Genomic DNA, 26,487 nt, shown 5'->3' on the forward strand with positions numbered 1-26,487 from the left:
CCGGCCTTGGGCATGCTCTGGGCCCGGCGGCGTTTTTCGTTCAGGAGATTTTTCATGCAACCAGCTCACAACGTCATGGTGCTTTACACCGGTGGCACCATTGGCATGCAGGCCAGCGCCAATGGCCTGGCCCCGGCGTCCGGTTTCGAAGCGCGCATGCGCCAACAGCTTGCCGACCAGCCCGTGCCCGCCTGGCGCTTCCGGGAAATGGCCCCGCTGATCGACAGCGCCAACATGAACCCCGACTACTGGCAGCGCCTGCGCACTGCGGTGGTCGAAGCCGTGGACGACGGCTGCGACGCCGTGCTGATCCTGCACGGCACCGACACGCTGGCCTACAGCGCGGCGGCCATGAGCTTCCAACTGCTGTGCCTGCCGGCACCGGTGGTGTTCACCGGTTCCATGTTGCCGGCCGGCGTGCCGGACAGCGATGCCTGGGAAAACGTCAGCGGCGCGCTGGCGGCATTGGGCCAAGGCCTGGCCGCAGGTGTGCACCTGTACTTCCACGGCGCGCTGATGGCGCCGACCCGTTGCGCGAAAATTCGCAGCTTTGGCCGCCATCCGTTTGCAGCCTTGCAACGCCAGGAGAACGCCGCCCGCGCCGAATCTTTGCCGGCAGCGCTGAACTACCGTCAACCCAAAGCCTTGGCGAATGTCGGCGTGCTGCCGCTGGTGCCCGGTATCGGTGCCGCGCAACTGGACGCAATGATCGGCAGTGGTATTCAGGCCTTGATCCTGGAGTGCTTCGGCAGCGGCACCGGGCCAAGCGACAACCCGCAATTCCTCGCCAGCCTGCAGCATGCGCAAGATAAGGGCGTGGTCGTAGTCGCCATCACCCAATGTCATGAAGGCGGTGTGGAGTTGGATGTCTACGAAGCCGGCAGTCGGTTGCGGGGCGTCGGTGTGTTGTCCGGCGGCGGCATGACCCGCGAAGCGGCGTTCGGCAAGCTGCACGCCTTGCTGGGTGCAGGCCTGGCCAGCGATGAAGTGCGACGCCTGGTGGAGCTGGACCTGCTTGCCAAGCCAAGCTGAAGGCCTCCCTCTACATAAGCACCCCCAGCCCTGACTGACGCCTTTCTAGCATGGCAACCCCGAGCACCCGCCTCGGGCCCATTCATAGACAAGACAGGGCTGCCCCATGACCGCTTCAGGCTCCACTTCACAGGACGACGACCAAAATACGAGCAAATTGGTCGCCCTCCTGCTCAACGTCGCCCCTTCGTTCGCGGAAACCGCCCGCGACCTGCTGCGCCAGTCCCTGCAAGAGCAGTATCCACTGCTGCATCTTGACCCGGACACCACCCTGCTGGGGACACCGACCTGGGAACTCATCGACGAAAAGATCGTACCTGGCCCCACCCATTACCAATCGCTCAGCACGCTCCTCGCCAGGCAGGCCATCACCTGGGTAGCAACCCTGTGCATCGAGGGCGAACACTTTCTGACTCAGGAACCGGTGCTGGAACCTGCGGTGCATCTGCCGGTACGTATCGTAGAAATCGCCAACACCATCAATATTCTGGCCAGAGTCATGTCCACGGCCTACGAGGAGCAGTTAGTCAACTTCTGGAGCGAAAGCGTCGGCAACGGCCCGCGCTGGCAAGCAGCGTCCAGCACACTGCGCAATGTCTGGAATGTCCAGCATGTCGACGGCTGGACCGAAGAAGACTGCGCGATGGCCCGCGGCCTGTTCCACACCCCGGACCGGGCGACTCGCCACGCCAAGGACCCGTTCCAAAGCCGCGCCTATCTGCTGGATGTCGATGTGGTGAGAGGTACGAAAACCGAGCACACGGACCTGGTATTCAACGCGGTGCTGGTGGGGAAATCGCAGGGGCAAACCCTGATCCTCAGCTACTCATTGGACAGCGGGTACGAAAAGTTCGAATCCTTGGAAAAGCTGGGCGCATCCCTGTCGGCTCAACTGGAAGGAGCCGAGGCTTACGATCGCCTGGAGTGGCGTCTGTATGAACCGGATGACAACTACTTCGATCATCTGGCGTTCAAGCTGATCGCCCTGCAGCTTCAAAGCACTCGCGAAGTGACCGCCACCCATGGCACGCCGGCCGCAGTCGTCAGTGTGCCGCCAAAAAACATCGAGCACGTCACCACCAGAGGCCCCGACCTTGATTGGTATCAGTCTACGCTGCCGAACTGGCTGGCCGGGGCCTCTAACATGGACCGGACGTCTTATTCGCGACATCTCAAAGACCTCGCTGCCTTACACCGCCGCAACGCTGGGCAGACCTACCAGGACGATATCCCGGCTATCGAACAGTACGCGCTGGACCGTTTGAAAATCGAGATCGAGAAGGAGCATCCCAAGGAGAAACACCTGGCGCTGGACAAGTTCAGCGTCGAGATCAGAACACAGGTGGTCTGGGGTTTGTTCCCTGTACCCGGCCAAATTGAGGTCACCACCTTGCGCCTGGGCGAACTCGCCTTGCAAAACCTGATCGCCCTACCCTTCTTCAGCGATATCACCCTAAGGATGGACTCACACAACTCCATCCCCTCGTGGATGACCATCGACTACATCAAAACACTCATCACTCGTATTGATGTCGGCACTGCCTACCCCACGCTGATCCGTAGCAAACTGATGGATGACGCGGCTGAATCGGCACGCCGCAAGAACCTGTACACCCAACACCTGCGTATTCAACTCCCCATGCTGGCTTTACAGTACAAGATCCGCAAGGAGTCCGGGATTGACGAACGCGGCTATCACTATGTACTGGCCGTGTTGCAGTCTGAGAGCAGCGACCGCACCTTCGGCGGCCAGGCCATCGTCATGCGCCGCTTGAGCTTCACCACAACACGCCGCCTTACCAATAGTCACGATGTGGTGGAAAACATGTATGTGATCGGTCCGCAGCGGATAGAGGCCGGCCCCTGCCTGCTGTATCGCCCGCTGTTCGAGCCGGTATTGATGCAATTCCCATCACCGGCCAACCTGATTTACACCATCAATCACTCCCATACCCTACGCGACTCGATTGTCGCCTGGCTGCCGGACTCGGTGCGTGACGACTACACCAATTATGTTTTTCCCGGTTCACTGCCTTCGCCGTGGATGGTCGGGGATTTACTGACAAACCCCTCCAAAATCTGGACATACAGCGACCGCGTGATCCTTGGCGAAGACATACTTAAGGGTGATTTGTTCACAACCCTGTTTAATAGCAATGCCAATGCACTGATTGAACTGGCTGATCGTGAATCGGTCTCCAACGTTGAAAGTCGCTGGGCCACATTCAAGAAGGCCGGGTGGCTGCTCTTCAATGCCTCAATGCCATTCCTTGGACGTTTTGCAAGCACGGGGGCGTGGATCTGGCAGATCGTCGACCAACTGCAAGCCTTTGTCGAAGCCCATGAACACGACGATCAACAGGCGCAGTGGTCGGCCCTGACCGATGTGCTGCTCAATCTGGGTATGGCGCTCGCCTTGCACGCCGCTCAGCGCAACCGCCCGACTGCCGCACCCGTCCGGGTTGAAACGAAAACACCCGGCGCCCCCGCCATCGTGAAGCAATTGCCTATGCCGGACGCCCATGATTCGCCCCCTGGCCACAGTGGCTCCCTGTACACCCTTGGCGCGGTCAAAAAAACGTCAAAAAGCCTGGGGGCGGCATTGGACACCTTCAAAATCGACAAACCCGCCAATCTTGAAGGCCCCATAACCGAAGAGGGCGCCGATCAATACCTTTACCGGGATGGGCAGCATTACTACGCACCGGCAGGCGAGCGCTGGTTCAGGGTGGAGCTGGAGGGTGAGCGCACAGTGGTTATCATCGATCCGAACCAGCCGAACCGCACCGGCCTGCCGTTGCTTCACAACGCCAAGGGCGAGTGGTTCGTCGACACGCGATTGCGTTTGAGCGGCGGCGGTCTCGAAAGCCGGACAGCAAAGTCCAAAGAGCATGCCCAGGAGCAATCCAACAAGCTGCGCGAAAAACTGACCGCCTTCGAGCAAACCAAAAAGGACAGTCAGCGCGAGCTGCAAAAAGCCCACACGGAAATGTCTCAAGCACCGAGCACATCCGCCCAGGCCAAGCGCCAGGCGTATCTGGAGAAACTCAGTGGCCTGAGCGCAAGCTATGAGGATGCACGGCAACAGTTGGTGGTCTTGAATGCCTTCTCCCCCGTCATGGATTACCAGTCAAGAGCCCTCGGCTATTTGAAAGCCCAGTTGGAACTCAACGAGGCGAATATCAGAGAGCAGCTAACCAGCTTCTCGCCACAACTGGAGAAAGTTCTGAACCACCTCGAGACCCACGCCTCATCCCCCCAAGCGAGTCATATAGAGGACTTCAAGCAACTGTCCGAAATGAACCGGCACATGATTGAGCGCCTTGACTACGCGCAATCACGTTTTGCCCAGGCCAGGGGTTTGGGTGAGGCCGGCATGGAACTGATCCTCAACTGCAAAATGCCTTACGGCAGCGACAACTTGAAAGCACTGCAAGTGACGATGGCACGCGCCTTGTGCCTGCGGCCGCAATCTCTTGGCACGGAGGCGGATGCCTGGCAGATGCTCGTCAAGACCACCGACGCTGCCGACATTGCGGTACAGACCCTGCACAACACCTTGAAACAGACCAGTGAATCTCGCCTGGACGAGCGCGTCCAAACGCTGGGCAGCCTGGTGGAACAGTTCAAGTTCGTTGATGAACGCTTGCAGGATATCGCGCTAGAATTCCCCGAGCAGATACTCGCCGAACCACTCGCCAAACTGCGTGAATCGCTTCGTGGTTTCGCCAGCCGCGCCAGCGCTCAATTGGCTCCCCTGCACTCGGAGCTGGAGCAGCTTCGCAGCAAGCCAAAAGCACCGCTTTGGCAGCCAAGGTCTGAAAAGAAATTCATCCATACGCGCTACAACGGCACCCTGATCGGCGAACCTCGTGTAAACAAAGTGGGGCTTGAAACCGGCCTCGTGGACATCCTCTCCCCCTTGACTGGCAAGATCATCGCCACCTTCCATGAAAAAACGCCAGGGGTGTGGGCCCAGCGCGTCGACCCGAGCGCATCGCAACCACCACGGCCCGTGTTCACGCTCGAGACCAGCCTGAGTCGTGGCCAAAAACTGTTGGACGAGTTACCCGCCTTTCAAACACGCGTCACCACCAGATCAAACGATACCTCACGCACTCCTCTTGGCGTCGAATATATGCTGGGCCAGCATGCAGAATTACTGGCGCAGGCGGCTGAAGACATCGACGAGTCACTGACCAAACTCAATGCCACGGAAGTTACCCAGCACCCTGCGGTTGCAGAGCGCAAAAAAATCGAGGATGCGGCGAGAGCACTGTACAAACAGGCCGATGTGCATGTGGCGAAAATGATCAAGCAACAGCCACCGACCCTCACCGGTCTTGAATGGCTCAAAAACCACGATTTGATCAAAATCAAAAAAGCCGGAAAGCGGCGTCGCCTCAAAAGTATCACCAAGGATTACTTGGATGAATACACCGTCACCGATAAGTCCAGCAAAGCCGTACTCTGGTATGCCCAGTTCCATTACAGAAGTGCGCAAGCTTCGCTCGATCGATTTATTTCAGCACGCCTTAAAACCCCGGCTGAGCGTGAACTAGGCAGCGCAACAGACGATGTAAACGGGCTCAATGCCGAGCAGCAAACCGCCTTCTATCGCAGTACCATCGGCCTGGCACAGGCCCGAGCGTTGTTTTTCCCCAACGGTACCGATTGATTACCCGGGCATCGGCACATAACTTGCTCCAGCCTGGCAACCCCGGCTGGAACCCACCATGTTGCATTCGCACCTGACCACCCTCAATGCCGTCTCGCTGATACTCGACACGTTCAAGGCCGAAGGTGTACCGACCGAGACGCTCTTGGCCGGCAGCGGCATTGACAGTACCGACCTGAACCGTGCCGACACGCGCATCACCACGCACCAGGAGATGCGCGTGTGCGCCAATGCGGTGGCGCTGCAGCGCGATATCGGCCTGGAACTGGGCCGACGCATGCATGTGTCGGCCTACGGCATGCTCGGTTATGCACTGCTCACCAGTGCCACCTTCGGTGACGCTTTGCGCCTGGCGCTGCGCTATCCGGCGCTGTTGGGAACACTTTTCGAGCTGAGCCTTGAAGAAGACGAACAACGTATCTGGTTCAGCGCCAGCGATTACCGCGAAGACTCGGCCCTGACCGTATTCAATGTCGAATTCTGCCTGGTCTCGCTGAAAGTCATCTGCAACGACCTGCTCGGTCAGCCCCTGCCTCTGCTCGGTGCACGTTTGGCCTACAGCGCGCCGGATTACCGCGCACGCTATGCCGAACAGTTCGATTGCCCGCTGCAATTTGACGCCACCACCCATGCCTTTGCCTTCGACCGCCGTTGGCTCGACCATCCCCTGCCTCTGGCCGACGCGATCACCCACTGCGCCATGGTGGAGCGCTGCCGCAAACAGAACGCCGAATTCACCGGTCGCCAGGCCTGGCTGGGCCGGGTCCGGCAAGTACTCGCCGCACGGCTGAATGCCGCGCCCGGCCTGGAGGGCTTGGCCGAGCAGATGAACTGTTCGGCGCGCACCTTGCGTCGTCATTTGCATGACTTGGGCTGCGGCTATCAGGAGCTGCTCGATGAACTGCGCTTTGAACGCGCCAAGCAGTTGCTCGGTGAGGACCAGTTGCCGATCCACCGCATTGCCGAACAACTGGGGTTCAGCGAGACCGCAAGTTTCCGCCATGCCTTCGTACGCTGGAGCGGCGTAGCGCCCAGTCAGTTCAGACCTTGAGGGGGCGATTTACGGACAGACATATTGGCCATATCGATCCCCTTTTGGCCACTCCTGCCGTTCTCCAAATCCAGGCGTATCGCGACACTGCTGCCAGAGCCCCCACTCAGCCTGCGGAGAACAACAACATGCTGACGATCTACTCGGACGATCATCACCTGCACCACGGCCGTTGCGAATTAATGGACGGGCAACTGATGCCCTGTTTCGAAATGCCGTCGCGTGCCGACCATGTATTGCAGCGCGTCAGGGATCGCGAGCTCGGCCCGGTACAGGCACCCAGCGATTTCGGGCTGGGTCCTTTGCAACGCATCCACAGCCCGGACTACCTCGACTTTTTCAAAGGCGCCTGGGCACGCTGGGCCGAATTTGGCCAGGATGGCGACTTGCTGCCCTACACCTGGCCCGCCCGCACCTTGCGCCGCGTGTTGCCGACCAGCCTGCACGGCCAATTGGGTTACTACAGCTTCGACGGCGGCGCACCGATTACCGCCGGCACCTGGCAGGCGGCCTATAGCGCGGCGCAGGTTGCGCTCACCGCGCAGCAGGCGATCCAACACGGCGCCCACAGCGCCTTTGCCCTTTGCCGGCCACCGGGGCACCACGCCGCGAGTGATTTGATGGGCGGGTATTGCTACCTCAACAACGCTGCTATTGCGGCGCAGGCGTTTCTGGATCAGGGCCGGAAAAAGGTCGCGATCCTTGACGTCGATTACCACCACGGCAACGGTACGCAGTCGATTTTCTACGCGCGCAGCGACGTGCTGTTCACCTCCATACACGGCGATCCGCAAGGGGAGTTTCCGTTCTTTCTTGGCTATGCCGATGAACTGGGGGACGGCGCCGCAGAGGGCTTCAACTTCAACTATCCATTGCCCGCGGGCTCCGGCTGGGAGCGCTGGAGCGCGGCACTGGAACAGGCGTGCGGCGAGATCGAGCGCTACGACGCCGATGTCATCGTGGTGTCTCTGGGCGTCGATACCTTCAAGGACGATCCGATTTCCCAATTCAAGCTCGACAGCCCGGACTACCTGGCCATGGGCCAACGCATCGCTCGCCTGGGCAAGCCGACGCTGTTCGTGATGGAAGGCGGTTACGCGGTGGAAGAAATCGGCATCAACGCCGTTAACGTACTCGAAGGTTTCGAAGAAGGAACGGCCCGATGAACAAGCTCACCTCCCTGGTTCTCTGCGCGGTACTCCTGTGCGGCGCGGCGCAGGCCGAAGAAAAAACCCTCAAGGTCTACAACTGGTTCGACTACATCACCCCCAAGGCACTTGAAGATTTCAAGGCACAGAACCCAACGATCAAACTGGTGTACGACATCTTCGACACCAACGAAGCCCTGGAAGCCAAACTGCTCACCGGCAACTCCGGCTATGACGTGGTGGTGCCGTCCAACGTGTTCCTGGCCAAGCAGATCGAAGCCGGCGTGTTCCAGCCCCTGGACCGCAGCCAACTGCCGAACTGGAACCACCTCGATCCCAAGCTGATGAAGCTGATCGAAGCCAATGACCCCGGCAACAAATTTGCCGTGCCCTACATGTACGGCACCATTCTCATCGGCTTCAACCCGGCCAAGGTCAAGGCCGCCCTTGGCGATAACGCACCGGTGGACAGTTGGGACCTGATCTTCAAGGAAGAGAACATCAGCAAGCTCAAGCAATGCGGGGTTGCGCTGCTGGATTCACCCTCGGAAATCCTGCCCCTGGCCTTGCAGCACCTGGGCCTGGACCCCAACAGCAGCAACCCTGCGGACTATGTCAAAGCCGAAGCGCTGCTGATGAAAATCCGCCCGTACATCACCTACTTTCATTCGTCCAAGTACATGGCCGATATCGCCAATGGCGACATCTGCGTGGCCGTGGGCTATTCCGGCAGTTTTTCCCAGGCCGCCAACCGTGCCAAGGAAGCCAAGAATGGCGTGACCGTGGACATGCGCCTGCCCAAGGAAGGCGCGCCGATCTGGTTCGACATGCTCGCCATCCCCAAGGGTGCGCAGAACCCACAGGACGCCTACACCTTTATCAACTATCTGTTGCAACCCCAGGTGATCGCACCGATCAGCGATTTTGTCGGCTACCCCAACCCGAACAAGGATGCGACTCAACTGGTCGATCCGGCCATCCGCAACAACCCCAACCTGTACCCGACCGAAGCCGCCATGGCCACGCTCTACACCCTCAAACCCCTGGGCAGCAAAGCAGAACGTGCCAGGACGAGGGCCTGGACCAAAATCAAGTCCGGGAAGTAACCCACGGTGGATTTGACGGTAGTCCTGCGTAAGCAACGCCTCGCCGGGCTACCTCTATCTACCGGCTAAACAGGAGGCACGCGCTACGGCAGCCATGCCTGGCGCAACCGCCCCAACGCCTGCGCAATCTGCATTTCAGGCACAGCGGCAAACCCCATCACCAGGCCGGCACGCTGGTCAGGTGATGGGCTGCTGCCTGCCAGCCAATAGCTGCTCAGGCCGTTGATTTCGATCCCTGCGGCATGGGCCTGGGCGAGCAGTAGCTGTTCACGTGCCAGGCTGTCCACACGCACCGTCATGTGCAGCCCGGCCGCCACGCTGGGCAATGGCCCGACGCCGGGCAACCCGTCGGGCCAACCGGCCAGCAAGGCATTGCGTCGGCTCAACGCAGCACGGCGCATCCGGCGAATGTGGCGCTGGAAATGCCCAGCCGCCATGAACTCGGCCATCACCACCTGGGTGCTGACTTCGGAGTGGCGCATGTCCACGGCGCGGCGCCGGGTAAAGGCTTGCACCAGGCCTGGTGGCAATACCAGGTAACCCAGGCGCAACGCCGGGAACGCCACCTTGCCGAAGGTGCCGACGTACAACACGCGGCCATTGCGATCCAGCGCGGCCAATGGTGACAGCGGCGCGCCGCTGTAGCGGTACTCGCCGTCGTAATCGTCCTCTACGATCCAGCCGCCTGAACGTTCGGCCCAGGCCAGCAACTCCAGGCGCCGCGCCAGGCTCATCACCACGCCCAGCGGGTACTGATGGGAAGGCGTGACATACGCCACGCGGCAATCATTGAGGGTACTGAGCACCTGGCAATCCATGCCCTCGCCGTCGACCGGCACGCCATGCAGTCGCCCGCCGGCCAAAGCGAATGCATGGCCGGCCGCGCGATAGCCAGGGTTTTCCACCGCCACGCCATCCCCAGGCTCCACCAGCAACTGTGCACAAAGGCTGATGGCCTGCTGTGCGCCGCTGGTGATCACAATTTGTTCAGCCGCGCATTGCATGCCGCGCGAGCTGCGCAGGTACGCGGCGATCAAACCGCGCAGGCGACCGTCACCAGCCGGGTCGCCATAGCACAGCTGCTCCAGATCGGGTTTGCGCCAGAACGCCCCATTCAGCTTGGCCCATACCTCAAACGGGAATAGATCGAAGGCGGGTACGCCCACGCGAAATGCCCGAGGCGGTCCCAACGGCGGCTGCGGTAGATGGTGGTCTTTTACCCGCGCCAAGCCGGCACTGTGGATAACTTCGTCATCCAAATCCCCGGGCAAATTCACCCATTTTGTGGATAACCCTGGGGATAAGCCTGTTGACAACCCTGTGGATACTTTTGTGGATAATTTTTTGGCCATCGGCAATTGGGCAACATAGGTGCCATCACCGACCCGGCTTTCGATAAACCCCTCCGCGTACAGTTGATCGTAGGCACGCACCACGCTATTGCGGGAAATCGACAATGCCACCGCCAGATCACGGGTAGCGGGCAGTCGCGTGCCGCTGACCAATCGCCCATCCAATACCCGCTGGCGCAGGGCCTCATAAAGCTGGCGCGTGAGGCCCTGGCGGCGGTCCAGCTCTATACCGGCAGGGTTGAAGGACAACGGTGGCGAAACAGGCGGCATATTGGACCAATGAAAATAGCGCTAGATGGCTCTTACAACGAACCAATAGCCTGCCTAGGATGCAGGCATTCGCCAAGGAAAATCTCCATGTACACACCCCGCGCCTTTGCTCTCGATGACTTGCCCGAAATCCAGCAACTGATCCAGCACACCCGCCTGGTGCAGTTGGTAACCGTGGGTGAAAACGGCCTGCAAGCCAGCCACTTGCCCTTGCTCCTCAACCCCGAAGAAGGGCCTAACGGCACGCTGTACGGTCACTTGGCCAAGGCCAACCCGCAATGGCGCGAGCTGCAAAATGGCGGTGAAGCGCTGGTGATCTTCGCCGTTGCCGACGCCTATATCAGCCCGGCGTTTTACCCCGCCAAGGTCGAGCACGGCAAAGTGGTCCCGACCTGGAACTACATCGCCGTGCACGCCTATGGCACGCCTGCGGTATTCAGCGACGCCGAGCGCTTGCTCAAGGTGGTCACCGCCCTTACCGACCGCCATGAAAGCGCCCGCGCGCAACCCTGGCGTGTCAGCGACGCACCGGCGGACTACATTGACGGCATGCTCAAGGCCATTGTCGGCTTTGCCCTGCCGATCGAACGCCTGGTGGGCAAACGCAAACTCAGCCAGAACCGCAGCGCCGCCGACATGGCCGGTGTGCGTGACGGCCTGGCCGCCAGTGCCGATGTACGCGACCAGACCCTCGCCCGTTTTATTCCCCAAGGAGTTTCAGAATGAGCTTGATCGACATTCGCCAGGTGACAGCCGCCGACCACGTCGCCTGGCTGCCGCTGTGGCAGGCCTACTTGGCGTTCTACAACACAGAACTGCCGGACGCCGTCAGCCAAAGCACCTGGCAACGCCTGATCGACGCCAGCGAGCCGACCCATTCGGCACTGGCCTGGCAGGACGGCAAGGCGGTGGGCATGGTCAACTTCATCTACCATCGCTCCAACTGGAGCATCGAGAACTCCTGCTACCTGCAGGACTTGCTGGTGGCTGCCACCCATCGGGGCACAGGCATAGGTCGACAGTTGATCGAATTCGTCTACGCCACCGCCAAGGCCGATGGCTGCTGCAAGGTGCACTGGTTGACCCACGAGAGCAACGCCACCGCGATCCAGCTCTACGAGCGCATCGCTGAACGCCCAGGCCTCATTCAATTTCGCAAAGGTCTTTAAGGAGCGCAGCATGACTACTTCCCTCGCCGACTGGAAAGGCGCCCCGGCGCCCACCGCGCAACTGCTTGAAGGGCACTTTATCCGCCTGGAAAAACTCGACCCGGCGCGCCATGCCGATCAACTGTGGCAAGCCCTTGAAGGCCCTGGGGCCGACCCGAAACTGTGGGATTATCTGCCCTATGGCCCGTTCCCAGAGCGCAGTGCCTTCGATGCCTGGTTGAACAACCACGCCGCCCACAGCGACCCGTACTTTTTCAGCGTGATCGACCGTGCGACGGGCCAGGTTCAGGGCATCCTCAGCCTGATGTCCATCGTCCCGGCGCAAGGCCGTATCGAAATCGGCCACGTCACCTTCGGCGCACCGATGCAGCGCTCGCCGAAAAGTACTGAAGCGGTATACCTGCTGGCCAGGTACGCGTTCGAACAGGGCTACCGTCGGCTGGAGTGGAAGTGCAACAACGGCAATGCGCGGTCCAAGTATGCGGCCGAGCGCTTGGGGTTCAGTTTTGAAGGGGTGTTCCGCCAGCACATGGTGGTCAAGGGGCAGAACCGCGATACGGCGTGGTATTCGATTCTGGATTCGGAATGGCCGAAGGTGGGTGCCGGGTTTGAGGCGTGGTTGTCGGAGGCGAACCAGGCCGGTTCCGGCCAGCTCAAAACACTGGCCGAATGCCGAGCCTAGACCTCACCCGCAGCACAAAACCCATGTGGGAGGGGGCTTGCCCCCTCCCACACTTTGATCTGCGGTGAATCAGCGGGCCAGGCGCTCGGCCAACACCGCAATATGCTCCGGCCCGATCCCGCAGCAGCCGCCCAGATGACTGGCGCCGCGCGCCTGCCAATCCGCCGCCCAGTGCAGGTAACCGGGTGGATCGAGATCTTCGCGTAAAGGGTCCAGGCCATCGTTGGCCGTCGCTTCCTTGGGTTGCGGCGGGAAAGCGTTGGCATAGGCGCCAATCTGGATCGCGACGCCCAATCGCTCGAACGTTTCACGCGCCGCATCGATGGCCGCGCCGATCACTTCCGGCTGGCTGCAGTTGAACAGCAACACCTGCACGCCCAGTTGCGCCGCCACCTCGGCTGCGTCCGACACCGGTTCGCCGGAGCGTAGGCGCGGTACGTCATCGGTGTCTTCGTCTTTCAAGGTAAACGACAGCCAGAACGGTTTGCCGTCCTTAGGCAGGCCGGCATGAATCGCCCGAGCCTCAACGATGGAGCTCTGAGTTTCCGCCAGCCACAGGTCAACGTGAGGCGCCAGGCCTTGCACCAGGGGTGTGAGCAGTTCGTTCACGCGCTCGGCCTGGAACAGGTCGGGCCGATAGGAGCCAAACAACGGCGGCAGTGAGCCGGCAACGCGCACCGATTTGCCGGAAGCGTCCACCGCCCGTCGCGCCAGCTCACCGGCCAAGGCGGCCAGCGCCTGACCCTCCTGAGCGAACCGCGCTTCACCGATATGAAACGGCACCACCGCGTAGCTGTTGCTGGTAATCACGTTGGCGCCGCTGTCGATATAGGCCGCGTGCACCGCCTCCACCGCTTGCGGCGCTTCGCTCAAGGCCAGTGCCGACCATTCTGGCTGACGGAACGGCGCGCCACGGCGTTGCAGTTCACGGCCCATGCCGCCATCGAGAATTACTGTGCTTACTGCGCCCATATGCTTTTTACTCATATGCTTATGAAAATAACTCACTATGAGAGTCGTTCTTATAACTATTTAATGCGTACCGTTCGGTTAATAACAACCTCTTTTTTATTCAGGTGCTCGATTTTGAAATTCAGACCGCTGTTGGCCCTGGGCCTTACCCTGTTGGCTGCGTCCACCCAAGCCTTTGGCGGTGCCACGCTGGATCGTGTCGAGCAGAAGAAAGAACTGGTGGGCGTGCTGATGGAAAGCTACCCGCCGTTCTCATTTCTCAACGAGCAGAACCAGCTCGACGGCTTCGACGTGGATGTGGCCAAGGCGGTGGCGCAAAAGCTTGGTGTCAAGCTGCGCCTGGAAACGCCGTCTTGGGACGTCATTGCCGCCGGCCGCTGGAGCGGGCGCTACGACATTTGCATCTGCTCCATGACCCCGAGCAAGGCCCGCGCCGAAGTGTTCGACTTCCCGGTGGAATATTACGCCTCGCCGGCCGTGATCGTGGTCAATGCCAAGGACGATCGTATCCACGAAGCCAAGGACCTGAGCGGCAAGAAAGTCGGCCTCACCAGCGCCTCCAGCTATGAAAGCTACCTGAACAAGAACCTGGTGATCGAAGGCGCCGAAGACACGCAGCTGCAGTACCCGTTCGAGGATGTGCAGATCGCCCCGTACGACACCGACAACGTGGCGTTCCAGGATCTGGGCCTGGGCGCCGGCGTGCGCCTGGATGCGATTCTCACCAATCTGGTCACCGCCCAGCCGCGCCTGACCCAGGACAAGCGCTTCAAGCTTGCAGGCGAGCCACTCTATTCGGAGCCCAACTCGGTGGCCATCGAGAAAGGCGACCCGCAGTGGGACGCCAAAGTGCGTGAGGTCTTCGCGCAATTGAAACAGGACGGCACGCTGAGCAAGCTGTCGCAAAAATGGATCGGCGCCGATATCAGCCGATGAGCTTTCGTATACGGCTTTACCTGACCTGGGCGGCGCTGTTCGCCCTGTTTGCGAGTTTCTTCCTCAGCTTTGACCTGAAGTTCTCGATCATCCTCGACAAACTGCCCAACCTGGTCGGCCTGCACCTGGCGCCCAATGGTTTCCTGCAGGGTGCGGCGCTGACGCTGTTCCTGTGCCTGTGCGCCATCGTCGTGTCGTCGTTGCTGGGGTTTATCACGGCATTGGGGCGCCTGTCGAAAAGCGCCGTGGCGTTTGGCATCGCCAGTTTCTATGCCTCGTTCTTTCGCGGCACGCCGTTGTTGATCCAGATCCTGCTGATTTACCTGGGCCTGCCGCAACTGGGCCTGGTGCCGGGTGCCATCGTCGCCGGGATCATCGCGCTGTCGCTGAACTACGGCGCTTACCTGAGCGAGATTTTCCGGGCCGGCATCCTCGGCGTGCCCCATGGCCAACGGGAAGCTGCGTTGGCCCTGGGCATGCGTGACCGGGCGATCTTCTGGCATGTCACCCTGCCCCAGGCCATGCGCACCATCATCCCGCCGGCCACCAACCAGTTCATCTCGATGCTCAAGGACTCGTCGTTGATCTCGGTGATGGGCGTTTGGGAAGTGATGTTCCTGGCGCAATCCTATGGCCGCTCGAGCTACCGCTATATCGAGATGCTTACCACGGCAGCGATCATTTACTGGGTGATGTCCCTCGGGCTGGAGCTGATCCAGGCGCGCATGGAGCGGCATTTCGGCAAAGGTTACGTGCGCCGCAGTTGACGCTCGGCCCCCTTGCGTCGCACCTTGACACCACCTGTTCAGCTCATGGCTGATGGGTTTTTAATCGCACCCTGTTAAGGACAACTCCCGCAAACCAGCGGTCAGTGGCCTGACAGTTATCCCTCGTCGACCTCGCTACATTCCCGGCCTCATTCATCAGAGGTCGGCAATTCATGTCTTTTATACCTTCAAGAATCGCTGCATTCATCAGCCTTGCAGTGGCCATCAGTGTTCAACCCGCGCAAGCACGCGGCGATATCGAATACAGGCCGTTTTTTTATCAGCCTTACGATTCGGCCGACACTGATTGGGCCTTACAACCCGAATTCGATGCACCGCCTTCCCCGCCGCCGTACGCCGGTTACCTCATTGGCCAGGCCACCACCTATAACGGCGTGCAGGTCGCCAAGGTGCTGGAGCCTGCGCTGCTTGATGTGCTCAATTCCGGTGAACTGACCTCGGAAGAAATAAAGGCGCTGCAAAAGGTAAATGAAGCGCTGGCCGGACAGCCCGGCGGGATCGGCGCAGCCCTTGAACAATTGGCCGGCAGCCAAAACGCTAACCTGGCCACTGCCACCCACGCCGTCACCGGCCAAATCAGCAATCAACTACTCTCGATCCTGCGCGCCTTGCCCACCGACGAGGATAATCACTTTTGGGTGCAGGGGCTGGGCAACGACGGCAACCTCGATTCACGAAGCGGCAGCGCCGGCCTGAAACACGCTACCCGTGGCCTGTTGCTGGGCGCAGACTGGGCGGTGGACCAAGCCTGGCGCGTGGGTGTGATGGGTGCCAAATCCGCGAGCAATCTTGACGCCCAGCGCTTTTCCGCCGAGCTGGACAGCTTGCATCTGGGTGCCTACGCGGTGCGCCAGGACGGCCCACTGGCGCTGCGCCTGGGTGCGATCTACAGCAGCCATGCCGGGACCAACAGACGCAACGTCAATCTGCTCGATTACAAGGACCAGCTCAAGTCTCGCTACGACGCTCAAAGCCAAACGCTGTTCTCGGAACTGGGCTATCAATTGGGCAGCCAGGACTTCGGCATCGAGCCTTTCGCCGGCCTGGGCTACCAGCGTTATCACCGCGACAGCTTCAAGGAAAGCGGTGGCCTGACCGCACTCAACGTCGGCGCACAGACCCAGCAGAACATGAGCAGTACGGTCGGCCTGCGCTTGGCGACGGTGTACCGCTTCGATAATCAGGTCAGCCTCACGCCCCACCTCAGCGCCGGCTGGAAGCATCTCTACGGCGCGGTCGACAGCCGGGTGCGCCAAGCCTATCGCAATGCTCCAGTGGCACTGGACGGCTTCACCATCACCGGTACGTCATTGGATCGAAACAGCCTGGACGTGAACGCCGGCGTGGACCTGGCCTTGTCCAGACAACACACGCTGGGCCTGAGCTACAGCGGCCAGGCGGGTACCCATAGCCGCAATCAAGGTATCAAGGGGCAGTGGACGATGAGCTTTTAACCGAGCGCCGTAAGAGGCCACGCCATTAGCGAGCCCTCTTACAAGCCTGGGCGCCACCGCCGACAGCGACGAGCTTTTCCTTGCGTTAGTTTTCGACCTCCAGCCCACGTGAGGTCGAAATCCAATGTCGCGAGTATCTAACCAGTCCGCAGTCTTTCCCCCGCAAGCGCTCCATCCTGCCTCGGCGACCAGCGCCGGTGACGACCTCTACAACCACGGCCTCATCAGCGGCGAGCATGATGGCGTGCGGGTCGATAACAGACACTCGGGACCTGACTATGGCAGCACGTTGCTGGTCAACAACGGCACCATCAAAGGCCGCAATGGCTATGGGGTGAAGCTGGTAGGAAACTTTAACGACAGGGTCGTCAATAACGGCCTGATCAGCGGCGCCAACGGCGTCGCCCTGGACATGGGCGCTGGCGACGACGTGTTGACCGTGCGCAGCAAGGCCCGATTCAGCGGCGAGGTGGACGGTGGCAGCGGTACCAACCAAGTCATCCTGGACGATAGCAAGGGCGGCACGTTCAACGGTGCCCGCCAGGTTCAGCAACTGGACGTCAACACAGGCGCCTGGACCCTGACCGGCGCACTGGATGCCAACCAACGAGGCAGGGTTCAGAGCGGCGCCACGCTGATCAACCAGAGCCGCATCGGCGGCACAGTCACGGTTGAACACGGCGCCACCTATGCCGGTGGCACAGTGACCCAACTTGACGTCGCCGGTACGCTGGTGCTCGACCCGGCGTTGAAAAAACAAGGCCGAGTCAAACACGACTTGAACATGACTGCGGACTCGACTCTGACTTTCAACGTAGGCCAGGGCGAAGCACACAGCACCCTGAAAGTCGGCAGCCGCGCCAGCCTCGCGGACGCAACGCTGGATATCCAGATCGAGCACGAAAGTGACGAACTGCTCAACCGCCAGCTACGCATCATCGACGCCGCACAGATTGAAGGCCGCTTTGACCGACTTACCAATAACCTTGAAACCCTGACCCCGGAGCTGATCTACACAGCCACCGGTGTCTTTGTCAGCTTCAAGCGCAAAAAAGCCTGCTGACGAGGCCTGAATTTCAGGCAAAAAAAAGGAGGGCACCTGCCCCCCCGAGGATTAAACGTTAGTCTCGAAGGCTGTTATCAGCCTTCGATCTCAATCAGGATCTCACCCGGATTGACCCGGTCGCCCTTGGCCACATGAACGACGGTCACCTTGCCGGCAATCGCTGCCTGCACTTCGGTTTCCATCTTCATGGCTTCGGTAATCAGTACGGCCTGGCCGGCCTTGACCACATCGCCTTCCTTGACCAGCACATCGACGATATTGCCCGGCATTGCCGTGCTGACATGGCCCGGTTCGGTTGCGTGCTTGCGCTTGCTGCCGCCGCTGCTGACAAATTCGTTGAGCGGTTCGAACACCACTTCTTCAGGCATGCCGTCGATGGACAGGTAGAAGTGACGCTTGCCTTCGGCCTTCACGCCGACACCGGTGATGTCCACCCGGTAGCTTTCGCCGTGCACGTCGATGACAAACTCGGTCGGCACGCCCTCGCCACCGGCGCGGGCCACACCGCCCGCTTCCGGAATCGGCAGCAGCACTTCAGGGGCCAGGGTGCCGGCGTCGCGCTCCTCGAGGAACTTGCGCCCAATGTCCGGGAACATGGCGTAGGTCAGCACGTCTTCTTCAGACTTGGCCAGCGCGCCGATTTCACCGCGCAGCTTGGTCATTTCCGGCTTGAGCAGGTCGGCTGGGCGCACGTCGATGACCTCTTCGCTGCCGATGGCCTGGCGCCGCAGCTTCTCGTTCACGGTGCCCGGCGCCTTGCCGTAACCGCCTTGCAGGTACAACTTCACTTCGTTGGTGATGGTCTTGTAACGCTCGCCGGCCAGCACGTTGAAGAATGCCTGGGTACCGACAATCTGCGAAGTCGGGGTCACCAGCGGCGGGAAGCCGAGGTCTTCACGCACGCGCGGTATTTCGGCCAGCACTTCGCTCATACGGTTCAGGGCGCCCTGCTCTTTCAACTGGTTGGCCAGGTTGGAAATCATCCCGCCCGGCACCTGGTTGACTTGCACGCGGGTGTCCACAGCGGTGAATTCGCTTTCGAACTGGTGGTACTTCTTGCGCACGGCATAGAAGTACAGGCCGATTTCCTGCAGCAGTTCCAGGTCGAGGCCGGTGTCGAACTCGCTGCCTTTGAGGGCCGCGACCATCGACTCGGTGCCCGGGTGGCTGGTGCCCCAGGCGAAGCTGGAGATGGCGGTGTCGATATGGTCGGCACCGTTTTCGATGGCCTTGAGCTGGCACATCGCGGCCAGGCCGGCGGTGTCGTGGGAGTGGATAAAGATCGGCAGGTTCTGCTCGGCCTTGAGCGCCTTGACCAGTTCGCCGGTGGCGTACGGCGTCAGCAGGCCGGCCATGTCCTTGATCGCGATCGAGTCGCAGCCCATGGACTCCAACTGCTTGGCCTGGGCCACGAATGCATCGACGGTGTGCACCGGGCTGGTGGTATAGGCGATGGTGCCCTGGGCGTGCTTGCCGGCGGCCTTGACCGCTTCGATGGCCACGCGCAGGTTACGCACGTCGTTCATCGCATCAAAGATGCGGAACACGTCGATGCCATTCACAGCGGCCTTGGCGACGAAGGCTTTTACCACGTCATCGCTGTAGTGGCGGTAGCCCAGCAGGTTCTGGCCGCGCAGCAGCATTTGCAGGCGCGTGTTGGGCAATGCCGCGCGCAGTTGGCGCAGGCGCTCCCACGGGTCCTCCTTCAGGAAGCGTACGCAAGCGTCAAAGGTGGCGCCGCCCCAGACTTCCAGGGACCAGTAGCCGACTTTGTCGAGCTTGTCGCAGATCGGCAGCATGTCATCGGTGCGCATGCGGGTCGCCAGCAACGATTGGTGAGCGTCGCGCAGGATGGTGTCGGTTACGAAGATCTTTTTGCTCATTGTTATATTCCTCACAGGCCTGCGTGGGCGGCGATGGCGGCGGCGATGGCCAGGGCCAGCTCTTCGGGTTTGCGCTTGATCGAATAGTTGGTCAGCTCAGGGTGGCTTTCCACGAAGCTGGTATTGAACTGGCCGCTGCGGAATTCCGGGTTGCGCAGGATTTCCTGGTAATAGGCGGCGGTGGTCTTCACGCCTTGCAGGCGCATGTCGTCCAGGGCGCGCAGGCCGCGGTCCATGGCTTCTTCCCAGGTCAACGCCCACACCACCAGTTTCAGGCACATGGAGTCGTAGAACGGCGGGATGGTGTAGCCGGTGTAGATCGCCGTGTCGGTACGCACGCCGGGGCCGCCGGGGGCGTAGTAACGGGTGATCTTGCCGAAGCTGGGCAGGAAGTTGTTCTTCGGGTCTTCGGCGTTGATGCGGAACTGCAACGCAAAACCTCGGTGCTGGATATCTTCCTGTTTCACCGACAGCGGCAGGCCCGAGGCGATACGAATCTGCTCGCGGACGATGTCGATCCCGGTGATTTCCTCGGTGATGGTGTGTTCCACCTGCACCCGGGTGTTCATCTCCATGAAGTACACCTCGCCCTCGGCGAGCAGGAACTCCACGGTGCCGGCGTTCTCGTAGCCCACGGCCTTGGCCGCGCGCACCGACAGGTCGCCGATGTAGGCGCGCTGTTCCGGGGTCAGCTGCGGGCTGGGGGCGATTTCAATGAGCTTCTGGTTGCGGCGCTGGATCGAGCAATCACGCTCGAACAGGTGCACCACGTTGCCAAAGCTGTCACCGAGGATCTGCGCCTCGATGTGCTTAGGATTGACGATGCACTTTTCCAGAAACACTTCCGCCGAACCAAAGGCCTTGGTGGCTTCGGAAATCACCCGGGGAAAGGCTTGCTCGAGTTCTTCGCGACTGTTGCAACGACGAATCCCGCGACCGCCACCACCGGAAGTGGCCTTGAGCATCACCGGGTAACCGATACGGTCGCCTTCGGTGAGGGCTTCATGGATGTCGGCGACGTTGCCTTCGGTGCCCGGCGTGACCGGCACACCGGCCTTGATCATGCTGCGCCGCGCTTCGGTCTTGTCGCCCATGCGGCGGATGACTTCGGCGGACGGGCCGATGAATTTGATCCCGCGTTCGGCACAGATGTCCGCCAGCTCGGCATTTTCCGACAGGAAACCGTAGCCCGGGTGCAGTGCATCGCAGCCGGTTTCCACGGCCAGGTTCACCAGCTTGCGCGGGTTCAGGTAACCGGCCAGGGGCTCGGCCCCGATGCTGTGGGCTTCGTCGGCACGCTTGACGTGCAACGCGTGGCGGTCGGCGTCCGAATAAACCGCGACCGAGCGAATGCCCATCTCGGCGCAGGCACGCACGATTCGTACGGCAATTTCACCACGGTTGGCGATCAGGATCTTTTTTATCACTTGGAAATTCCCTTGAGCCGATTGCTGCGTCTTTGACCTTAGTAACAAGGTCAGCGCGTGACCAAATGTTTCATGACAGTCGCGAGACACACACTATGCGCACCGAGGGATTAACAAAAATCAATAATTATTGGGTTGTGTATAAGTAAAGACTTATAGTTGGTGGGATGATCGCTGAGCGGGGAATTATTTAATGCGTAAGTCATTGATGCGTATGACATTGCGTCAGTTGCAGATTTTCAATGAAGTGTGTGATTTGCGTTCCTATAGCCGCGCAGCCGAGGAAATGTCTCTGACTCAACCGGCCGTCAGCCTGCAAATTCGCCAGCTCGAAGAGCTTATCGGCCAGCCGCTGTTCGACTATGTCGGCAAAAAGCTCTACATGACCGAGGCCGCCGAAGCGCTGCAACGGGCCAGCCGGGATATTTTCGGCCGCCTGGAAAACCTCGATATGCAGCTCTCGGACATGCAGGGCTCACTGCAGGGCCAATTGAAGCTGGCGGTGGAGTCCAGCGCCAAATACTTCGTGCCGCACCTGTTCGCCGCCTTCAAGCGCCAGCACCCGGAGGTGCAATTGCACCTGACCGTGGTCAATCGCGCCCAGGTGATCCGCCGGCTCTCGGACAACCGCGACGACCTGGTGATCATGTCCATGGTGCCCCAGGACATGGGGCTGGAATTCCTGCCGTTCCTGAATAATCCGATCGTCGCCGTGGCGCTGCCGGATCATCCGTTGAGCCTGAAAGGGCCGCTGCGCCTGCAGGACCTGGAACCCTACACCCTGCTCATCCGTGAACCGGGTTCCGGCACACGACTGGCGTGCGAAGAGTACTTCAAGGAAAAACGCGTGCACTTCACCCAGACCGTGGAAGTGGCCTCGGCCGAGGCGCAGCGTGAGTGCGTGGTCGCCGGTTTAGGCGTGGCCCTGCTGACGCGCCACGCCTTGAACCTGGAACTGGCCACCGGCGGGCTCAAGGAGCTGGCGGTGGACGAACTGCCGCTGTACCGCAGTTGGTGCCTGGTGCAAGCCAAAGCCAAGCGGCTGTCACCGGTGGCCCATGCGTTCCTGGGCTTTATCCGCAGCGAACGGGTACAGATCAGCGCCCTGGCTGAGCGCTTCGCTGGGCAGCCAAGGGCGCCTGCCAATGCAGTTCCGGGTAGTCACTGATGCTCTGCAGCAGCTGGCGCTGGTCACAGCGGTCTTCGATTGCGCGACGGAACGCCATGCGGCGCTGGTCTTCCTGCTGACGACGGGTCTTGACGGTGCTGTTGCTGTCTTCGTAGGTCCGGGCCATTTTGGAGTCTCCCAATGCGAGTGCGGGGAGTACAGGATGGGCACGGGGGATGACACGACGATGACAACCCGGTGAAGATTCTGGACACACAACGGATGCAAATGTGGGAGGGGGCTTGCCCCCGATGGCGGTGCGTCAGTCAATGAATCGGGTGACTGACACTGCGCTATCGGGGGCAAGCCCCCTCCCACATTTCGGCCGAGTATGGCCTTGAATCAGTCGTCGAGGGCTTTGACCGACTTGGGCGACAACCTCAGGCTGCGCAAACTGCGCTTCACGCTCTTGAGGTGGTTGACCAGGCTTGGCCCGCGGGCCATGGCAACCCCCATCGCCAAAACGTCGATCACCACCAGGTGAGCAATGCGCGAGGTCAGCGGCGTGTAGATCTCGGTGTCTTCATGCACGTCGATCGCCAGGTTCACCGTGGACAGCTCCGCCAATGGCGTCTGGCTCGGGCACAGGGTAATCAGCGAAGCGCCGCTTTCACGCACCAGGTTGGCGGTGATGAGCAGGTCTTTGGAGCGACCGGACTGGGAAATACAGATGGCCACGTCGGTGGGCTTCAAGGTCACCGCCGACATTGCCTGCATGTGCGGGTCGCTGTAGGCCGCCGCCGTGAGCAGCAGGCGGAAGAATTTGTGCTGGGCGTCGGCTGCCACCGCACCGGAGGCACCAAAGCCATAGAACTCCACGCGCTGGGCCTGGGACATGGCGGTCACGGCCTTTTGCAGCGCTACCGGGTCGAGCTTCTCGCGCACTTCCATCAGCGTATGCAACGTGGTGTCGAAGATTTTCAGGCTGTAGTCGGCGACGGAGTCGTCTTCATGGATCGCAAACTGGCCGAAGCTCGCCCCGGCGGCCAGGCTTTGCGCCAACTTGAGTTTCAAGTCTTGGAACCCGGAGCAACCGATGGCGCGGCAGAAGCGCACGATGGTCGGCTCGCTGATGCCCACGCTGTGGGCCAGGTCAGCCATGGAACTGTGCATCACGGCCGCAGGGTCAAGCAGCACGTGATCGGCAACCTTGAGTTCCGATTTGCGTAACAGGTGGCGCGACTGGGCGATATGTTGCAACAGGTTCAAAGGGCAGGACTCTTGTTATTGGCAGACGCCAGGGATGTAGCAAGCTTGTAGTTATACTACAAGAATTGCCGTTTTGCCCGCCTGATGCAGCACTAAATCGCCCCCTCCCCCACTGAAATTAAGGGTGGAGGCTTTGTAGCCACAGGGGCGACACCCGAGTCTCTAAGGAAATTCCGGATTTTTCCGTAACAAATCTGCGAGCCCCTCGGCGTGCATCGGGCGGCTGATCAGATAGCCCTGCACCTCGTCGCAGCCCTCGCTTCGCAGGAAATCCAGTTGCTGCTGATCTTCCACGCCTTCGGCCACCACTTTGAGCGCCAACCCGTGGGCCATGGCAATGATCGCCCGGGTAATCGCGGCATCCTCACGGCCCTGGCCAAGCCCCCGGATAAAGGTCTGGTCGATTTTTACGTAGTCCACCGGAATGCGCTTGAGGTAGCTGAGGGAAGAATAGCCGGTGCCAAAATCGTCGATGGCCAGCTTCACGCCCAGCTCACGCAACTGCCGGAAGGTCGTGATGATGTGCTCGACACTGTCGAGCAGCTGACTTTCGGTCAGTTCCAACTCGAGGTATTGCGGGTCCAGCCCGGTCTCTTCCAGCACCTGGCGCACCAGGCTGACCAGCTTGCCCTGGCGCAACTGATGCACCGAGAGGTTCACCGACACGCGCATCGGCGCCAACCCCTGACGCTGCCACTCACAGGCCTGCCAGCAGGCCTTGCGCAACACCGCCTCGCCCAACGGCACGATCAGGCCGGTTTCTTCGGCCAGACCGATAAAGTCCCCCGGCGGCACCAGGCCCCATTGCGGATGTTCCCAGCGCACCAGGGCCTCCACCGCATTGAGCTTGCCGGTGGCCAGGCACAGTTTGGGTTGGTAGAACACCGTGAGCTGGCCTTCGTCGATGGCCTTGCGCAGATGGTTTTCCAGCTGCAGGCGCTCCAGGGTGCTGGCTTGCAGGCTGTCGGTGTAGAACTGGAAATTATTCCCGCCCAGGTGCTTGGCGTGCTGCATCGCCATATTCGATTGGCTGACCAGCGCAGAAATTTCCCGCGCATTATCCGGCAGCAGGCTGACGCCCATGGAGGCGCTGACCACCAGCTCATGGCCCTCCACCGTCACCGGCACGCGCAGCTTTGCCAAGAGCCGGGTCGCCACGCGCGCCAGGCTCGACAAGTTGCCATAGGCATCGAACAGCACCGCGAATTCGTCACCGGACAGGCGGGCAATGGTGTCGGCTTCCGGCAGTGCGTTGATCAGCCGCCGTGCCATCTTCTGCAATAGCTGGTCGGCCACTTCATGGCCCAGGCTGTCATTGAGCAGCTTGAAACGGTCGAGGTTGATGTGCAGCAGCGCCAGGCTGCGCCCACCCTGACGCACGCGCTGATGCGCTTCGCGCAGCCGTTCGCGAAACAGCGAACGATTGGCCAGGCCCGTCAGCTCATCGTAATGAGTGAGGTAGCGCATGCGCTCCTCGGACTCGCGCCGCGCGGACAGATCGGCGAAAAAACCGACGATATGACTGACATTGCCGCGAGCATCGCGCACCACGCTCAGGTGCAGCCACTGCGGGTACAGCTCGCCGTTCTTGCGCGTCTCCACCAGCTCGCCCTGCCAGGTGCCGTGGCTGAGCAATGCTTGGCGAATCACCGGGAAGTGCCGCCGGGCATCGCGACTGCAGGGTAACTCCACGACATTGCGCCCGAGCATGTCGTCGATGTCAAAACCGGTGACGCGGCTGAACGCCTGGTTGACCGCGATCAGCACGTAGTTGGGGTCGAGAATCACGATGCCTTCGCTGGCCGCCTCGAACACCGTCGAGGCAAGCCGTTGCTGTTCTTCCAGGGCCTTGCCGGCACTGATGTCGCGCCGCGTACCGAGCATGCGGATCACCCGCCCACCAGGCGAACGCTCTACCGCACGCCCACGGTCCTCGATCCACACCCAATGCCCGTCGCCATGGCGTATCCGGTATTCGACCTGATAATCCTCGCTGCGGCCCTTGAGGTGCTCCACCAACGCGTGCTTGAGCAGCGGCAGGTCGTCGGGGTGCAGGCGCGGTTTGAGATGACTGAGCATCGCGGTGACGTACTCGGGTTCCAGGCCGAACAGCTCCTTGAGGTGGGTGTGGTGCACCTCATCGGTTTGCAGATTCCAGTCCCACAGGCCCAGCTCACTGGCTTGCAGCGCCATGGCCAGGCGCGCCTCGCTTTTGTTCAGGGCGAGGCTGGCGGCGTCCAGCTCCTGGCCGCGCAGGGCCATACGGTCTTGCAGGCCGGCCTGGGCGTCACGCAAGTCCTGTTCGACCTGGCGACGCTGCTCGACTTCGCGCATCAGCGCCTGGTTCAACTGCTCGCTGCGGCGCCGGGCCTGCTGCAAATGCTCGATCAAGGCCTGGTTCTGGAAACGTCGCAACAGCCCGCGCTGGATCAGGCGGTTGACCTGCCACGCCACCACGCTCAACGACGCCAGCAGGATCACACCGAGCACGCCCCAGCCCTGTTGCTGCGAGGTGCCGTCCCAGAACAGATACACGATGACCGGCAACAGACACGGCAAGGCGAAAGACACAAAGGCCCAGAGGCTGACGGCATACGCCACGCTGGCCGACAACGTCGCCGCGCCGATCAGGCCGAACACCCAGGCCTGTTGCATGAAGCTGTCGGTGGGCACCAGGGCGATGGCGGCGATCGACAGGGTCAGGCCGCTGACCGCCGAGCCGAGCATGAACATCCGGCGCCAGACCGGCTGGGCCTGGCGGCTGGGCATGGCCGACTCAAAGGCCGCCACCTGGATGACCCGCATCGCCACCAGCGCCAGCAGCCAGACCAGCCAGGCGCTGTCGAGCAGGTATTGCGCGGGGTCCCACAACAGCCAGGCGCAGACCAAACCATTGACCAGCATCAGCAGGGTTGGCACCAACGAGCCCTGATACAACAGGCGTGTCCGCTCCACCGCCATCTGGGTGGCGTAATGTTTGCGGATAACCTGCGCAGGCGCCGCCGAAGGGCCGAACAGGTCAGTGTCAAAGGTCATAGGCAGTGTTCTTATAATGGCCCGAAACGTCGACGGAGCATACACAAGCAAACGCTCGGA

General features: G+C 61.0%; 20 protein-coding genes. 13 read left to right on the forward strand and 7 right to left on the reverse strand.

All coding sequences use genetic code 11. The features are described 5' to 3' along the window. Positions 1 to 54: 54 nt before the first annotated feature. The 5 genes from BOP93_RS26795 to BOP93_RS26815 all read left to right on the forward strand — a co-directional run bounded on the left by BOP93_RS26795 (position 55) and on the right by BOP93_RS26815 (position 9,015). Entirely contained in the window at positions 55 to 1,032 is a 978-nt protein-coding gene (locus tag BOP93_RS26795) for an asparaginase (RefSeq protein WP_104505176.1), read from the forward strand. Positions 1,033 to 1,138: 106 nt separating this feature from the next. Continuing rightward, entirely contained in the window at positions 1,139 to 5,710 is a 4,572-nt protein-coding gene (locus tag BOP93_RS26800) for a hypothetical protein (RefSeq protein ID WP_237140385.1), read from the forward strand. Between the two features lie 58 nt (positions 5,711 to 5,768). Beyond that, positions 5,769 to 6,761 (forward strand): AraC family transcriptional regulator, encoded by a 993-nt coding sequence (locus BOP93_RS26805; RefSeq protein ID WP_104505177.1) that lies wholly within the window; start codon positions 5,769 to 5,771, stop codon positions 6,759 to 6,761. A gap of 128 nt (positions 6,762 to 6,889) precedes the next feature. Then, positions 6,890 to 7,927, forward strand: a complete 1,038-nt coding sequence (locus BOP93_RS26810) for a histone deacetylase family protein (protein WP_104505178.1) — start codon at positions 6,890 to 6,892, stop codon at positions 7,925 to 7,927. Continuing rightward, positions 7,924 to 9,015 (forward strand): polyamine ABC transporter substrate-binding protein, encoded by a 1,092-nt coding sequence (locus BOP93_RS26815; RefSeq protein WP_104505179.1) that lies wholly within the window; start codon positions 7,924 to 7,926, stop codon positions 9,013 to 9,015. Before BOP93_RS26810 ends, BOP93_RS26815 begins: the two co-directional genes overlap by 4 nt. A gap of 83 nt (positions 9,016 to 9,098) precedes the next feature. Here BOP93_RS26815 and BOP93_RS26820 read toward each other — a convergent pair whose 3' ends face one another. Next, positions 9,099 to 10,637 (reverse strand): PLP-dependent aminotransferase family protein, encoded by a 1,539-nt coding sequence (locus BOP93_RS26820; RefSeq protein ID WP_104505180.1) that lies wholly within the window; start codon positions 10,635 to 10,637, stop codon positions 9,099 to 9,101. Positions 10,638 to 10,724: 87 nt separating this feature from the next. Here BOP93_RS26820 and BOP93_RS26825 point away from each other — a divergent pair, with 87 nt between their 5' ends. The 3 genes from BOP93_RS26825 to BOP93_RS26835 are packed head-to-tail and all read left to right on the forward strand — an operon-like array spanning position 10,725 to position 12,488. Further along, entirely contained in the window at positions 10,725 to 11,363 is a 639-nt protein-coding gene (locus tag BOP93_RS26825; RefSeq protein ID WP_104505181.1) for an FMN-binding negative transcriptional regulator, read from the forward strand. Beyond that, positions 11,360 to 11,806, forward strand: a complete 447-nt coding sequence (locus tag BOP93_RS26830) for a GNAT family N-acetyltransferase (protein ID WP_104505182.1) — start codon at positions 11,360 to 11,362, stop codon at positions 11,804 to 11,806. The genes BOP93_RS26825 and BOP93_RS26830 overlap by 4 nt, the downstream gene beginning before the upstream one ends. A gap of 10 nt (positions 11,807 to 11,816) precedes the next feature. Further along, a complete protein-coding gene (locus BOP93_RS26835; protein WP_104505183.1) occupies positions 11,817 to 12,488 on the forward strand; it encodes a GNAT family N-acetyltransferase in 672 nt (223 codons plus the stop codon). A 69-nt stretch (positions 12,489 to 12,557) separates the two neighbouring features. Here BOP93_RS26835 and BOP93_RS26840 read toward each other — a convergent pair whose 3' ends face one another. Beyond that, positions 12,558 to 13,460: a homocysteine S-methyltransferase family protein gene (locus BOP93_RS26840; RefSeq protein WP_104505184.1), complete on the reverse strand. Its 903-nt coding sequence runs from the start codon at positions 13,458 to 13,460 to the stop codon at positions 12,558 to 12,560. A 114-nt stretch (positions 13,461 to 13,574) separates the two neighbouring features. Here BOP93_RS26840 and BOP93_RS26845 point away from each other — a divergent pair, with 114 nt between their 5' ends. From BOP93_RS26845 to BOP93_RS26860, 4 genes are all read left to right on the forward strand, one after another. Then, positions 13,575 to 14,396 (forward strand): ABC transporter substrate-binding protein, encoded by an 822-nt coding sequence (locus BOP93_RS26845; RefSeq protein WP_104505185.1) that lies wholly within the window; start codon positions 13,575 to 13,577, stop codon positions 14,394 to 14,396. Continuing rightward, positions 14,393 to 15,163 (forward strand): amino acid ABC transporter permease, encoded by a 771-nt coding sequence (locus tag BOP93_RS26850; protein WP_104505186.1) that lies wholly within the window; start codon positions 14,393 to 14,395, stop codon positions 15,161 to 15,163. Before BOP93_RS26845 ends, BOP93_RS26850 begins: the two co-directional genes overlap by 4 nt. A gap of 173 nt (positions 15,164 to 15,336) precedes the next feature. Further along, complete coding sequence (locus BOP93_RS26855; RefSeq protein WP_104505187.1) at positions 15,337 to 16,638, forward strand: autotransporter outer membrane beta-barrel domain-containing protein; 1,302 nt, start codon at positions 15,337 to 15,339, stop codon at positions 16,636 to 16,638. A 124-nt stretch (positions 16,639 to 16,762) separates the two neighbouring features. After that, complete coding sequence (locus BOP93_RS26860; protein ID WP_104505188.1) at positions 16,763 to 17,701, forward strand: hypothetical protein; 939 nt, start codon at positions 16,763 to 16,765, stop codon at positions 17,699 to 17,701. A 77-nt stretch (positions 17,702 to 17,778) separates the two neighbouring features. Here BOP93_RS26860 and oadA read toward each other — a convergent pair whose 3' ends face one another. Beyond that, complete coding sequence (oadA, locus tag BOP93_RS26865; protein WP_057726066.1) at positions 17,779 to 19,587, reverse strand: sodium-extruding oxaloacetate decarboxylase subunit alpha; 1,809 nt, start codon at positions 19,585 to 19,587, stop codon at positions 17,779 to 17,781. 11 nt (positions 19,588 to 19,598) lie between these two features. Beyond that, the gene (locus BOP93_RS26870; RefSeq protein ID WP_003195732.1) at positions 19,599 to 21,014 is read right to left on the reverse strand and encodes an acetyl-CoA carboxylase biotin carboxylase subunit; all 1,416 of its coding nucleotides are present in this window, start codon (positions 21,012 to 21,014) and stop codon (positions 19,599 to 19,601) included. 193 nt (positions 21,015 to 21,207) lie between these two features. On the opposite strand from BOP93_RS26870, the gene BOP93_RS26875 reads away from it, so the two are divergent. After that, the gene (locus tag BOP93_RS26875) at positions 21,208 to 22,182 is read left to right on the forward strand and encodes a LysR family transcriptional regulator (protein WP_065936559.1); all 975 of its coding nucleotides are present in this window, start codon (positions 21,208 to 21,210) and stop codon (positions 22,180 to 22,182) included. On the opposite strand, the gene BOP93_RS26880 is transcribed toward BOP93_RS26875, so the two are convergent. The 3 genes from BOP93_RS26880 to BOP93_RS26890 form a co-directional block, all read right to left on the reverse strand. Continuing rightward, positions 22,112 to 22,309, reverse strand: a complete 198-nt coding sequence (locus BOP93_RS26880; RefSeq protein WP_083203275.1) for a PA3496 family putative envelope integrity protein — start codon at positions 22,307 to 22,309, stop codon at positions 22,112 to 22,114. The two genes, BOP93_RS26875 and BOP93_RS26880, sit on opposite strands and share 71 nt — an antisense overlap. Positions 22,310 to 22,524: 215 nt before the next feature. Continuing rightward, positions 22,525 to 23,391, reverse strand: coding sequence for a transcriptional regulator HexR (hexR, locus tag BOP93_RS26885; RefSeq protein WP_003187110.1), 867 nt, complete (start codon positions 23,389 to 23,391; stop codon positions 22,525 to 22,527). Positions 23,392 to 23,553: 162 nt separating this feature from the next. After that, a complete protein-coding gene (locus tag BOP93_RS26890) occupies positions 23,554 to 26,427 on the reverse strand; it encodes a putative bifunctional diguanylate cyclase/phosphodiesterase (RefSeq protein WP_104505189.1) in 2,874 nt (957 codons plus the stop codon). Positions 26,428 to 26,487: the final 60 nt, after the last annotated feature.

The organism is Pseudomonas orientalis (genome assembly GCF_002934065.1).
Classification (GTDB): Bacteria; Pseudomonadota; Gammaproteobacteria; order Pseudomonadales; family Pseudomonadaceae; genus Aquipseudomonas; species Aquipseudomonas orientalis_A.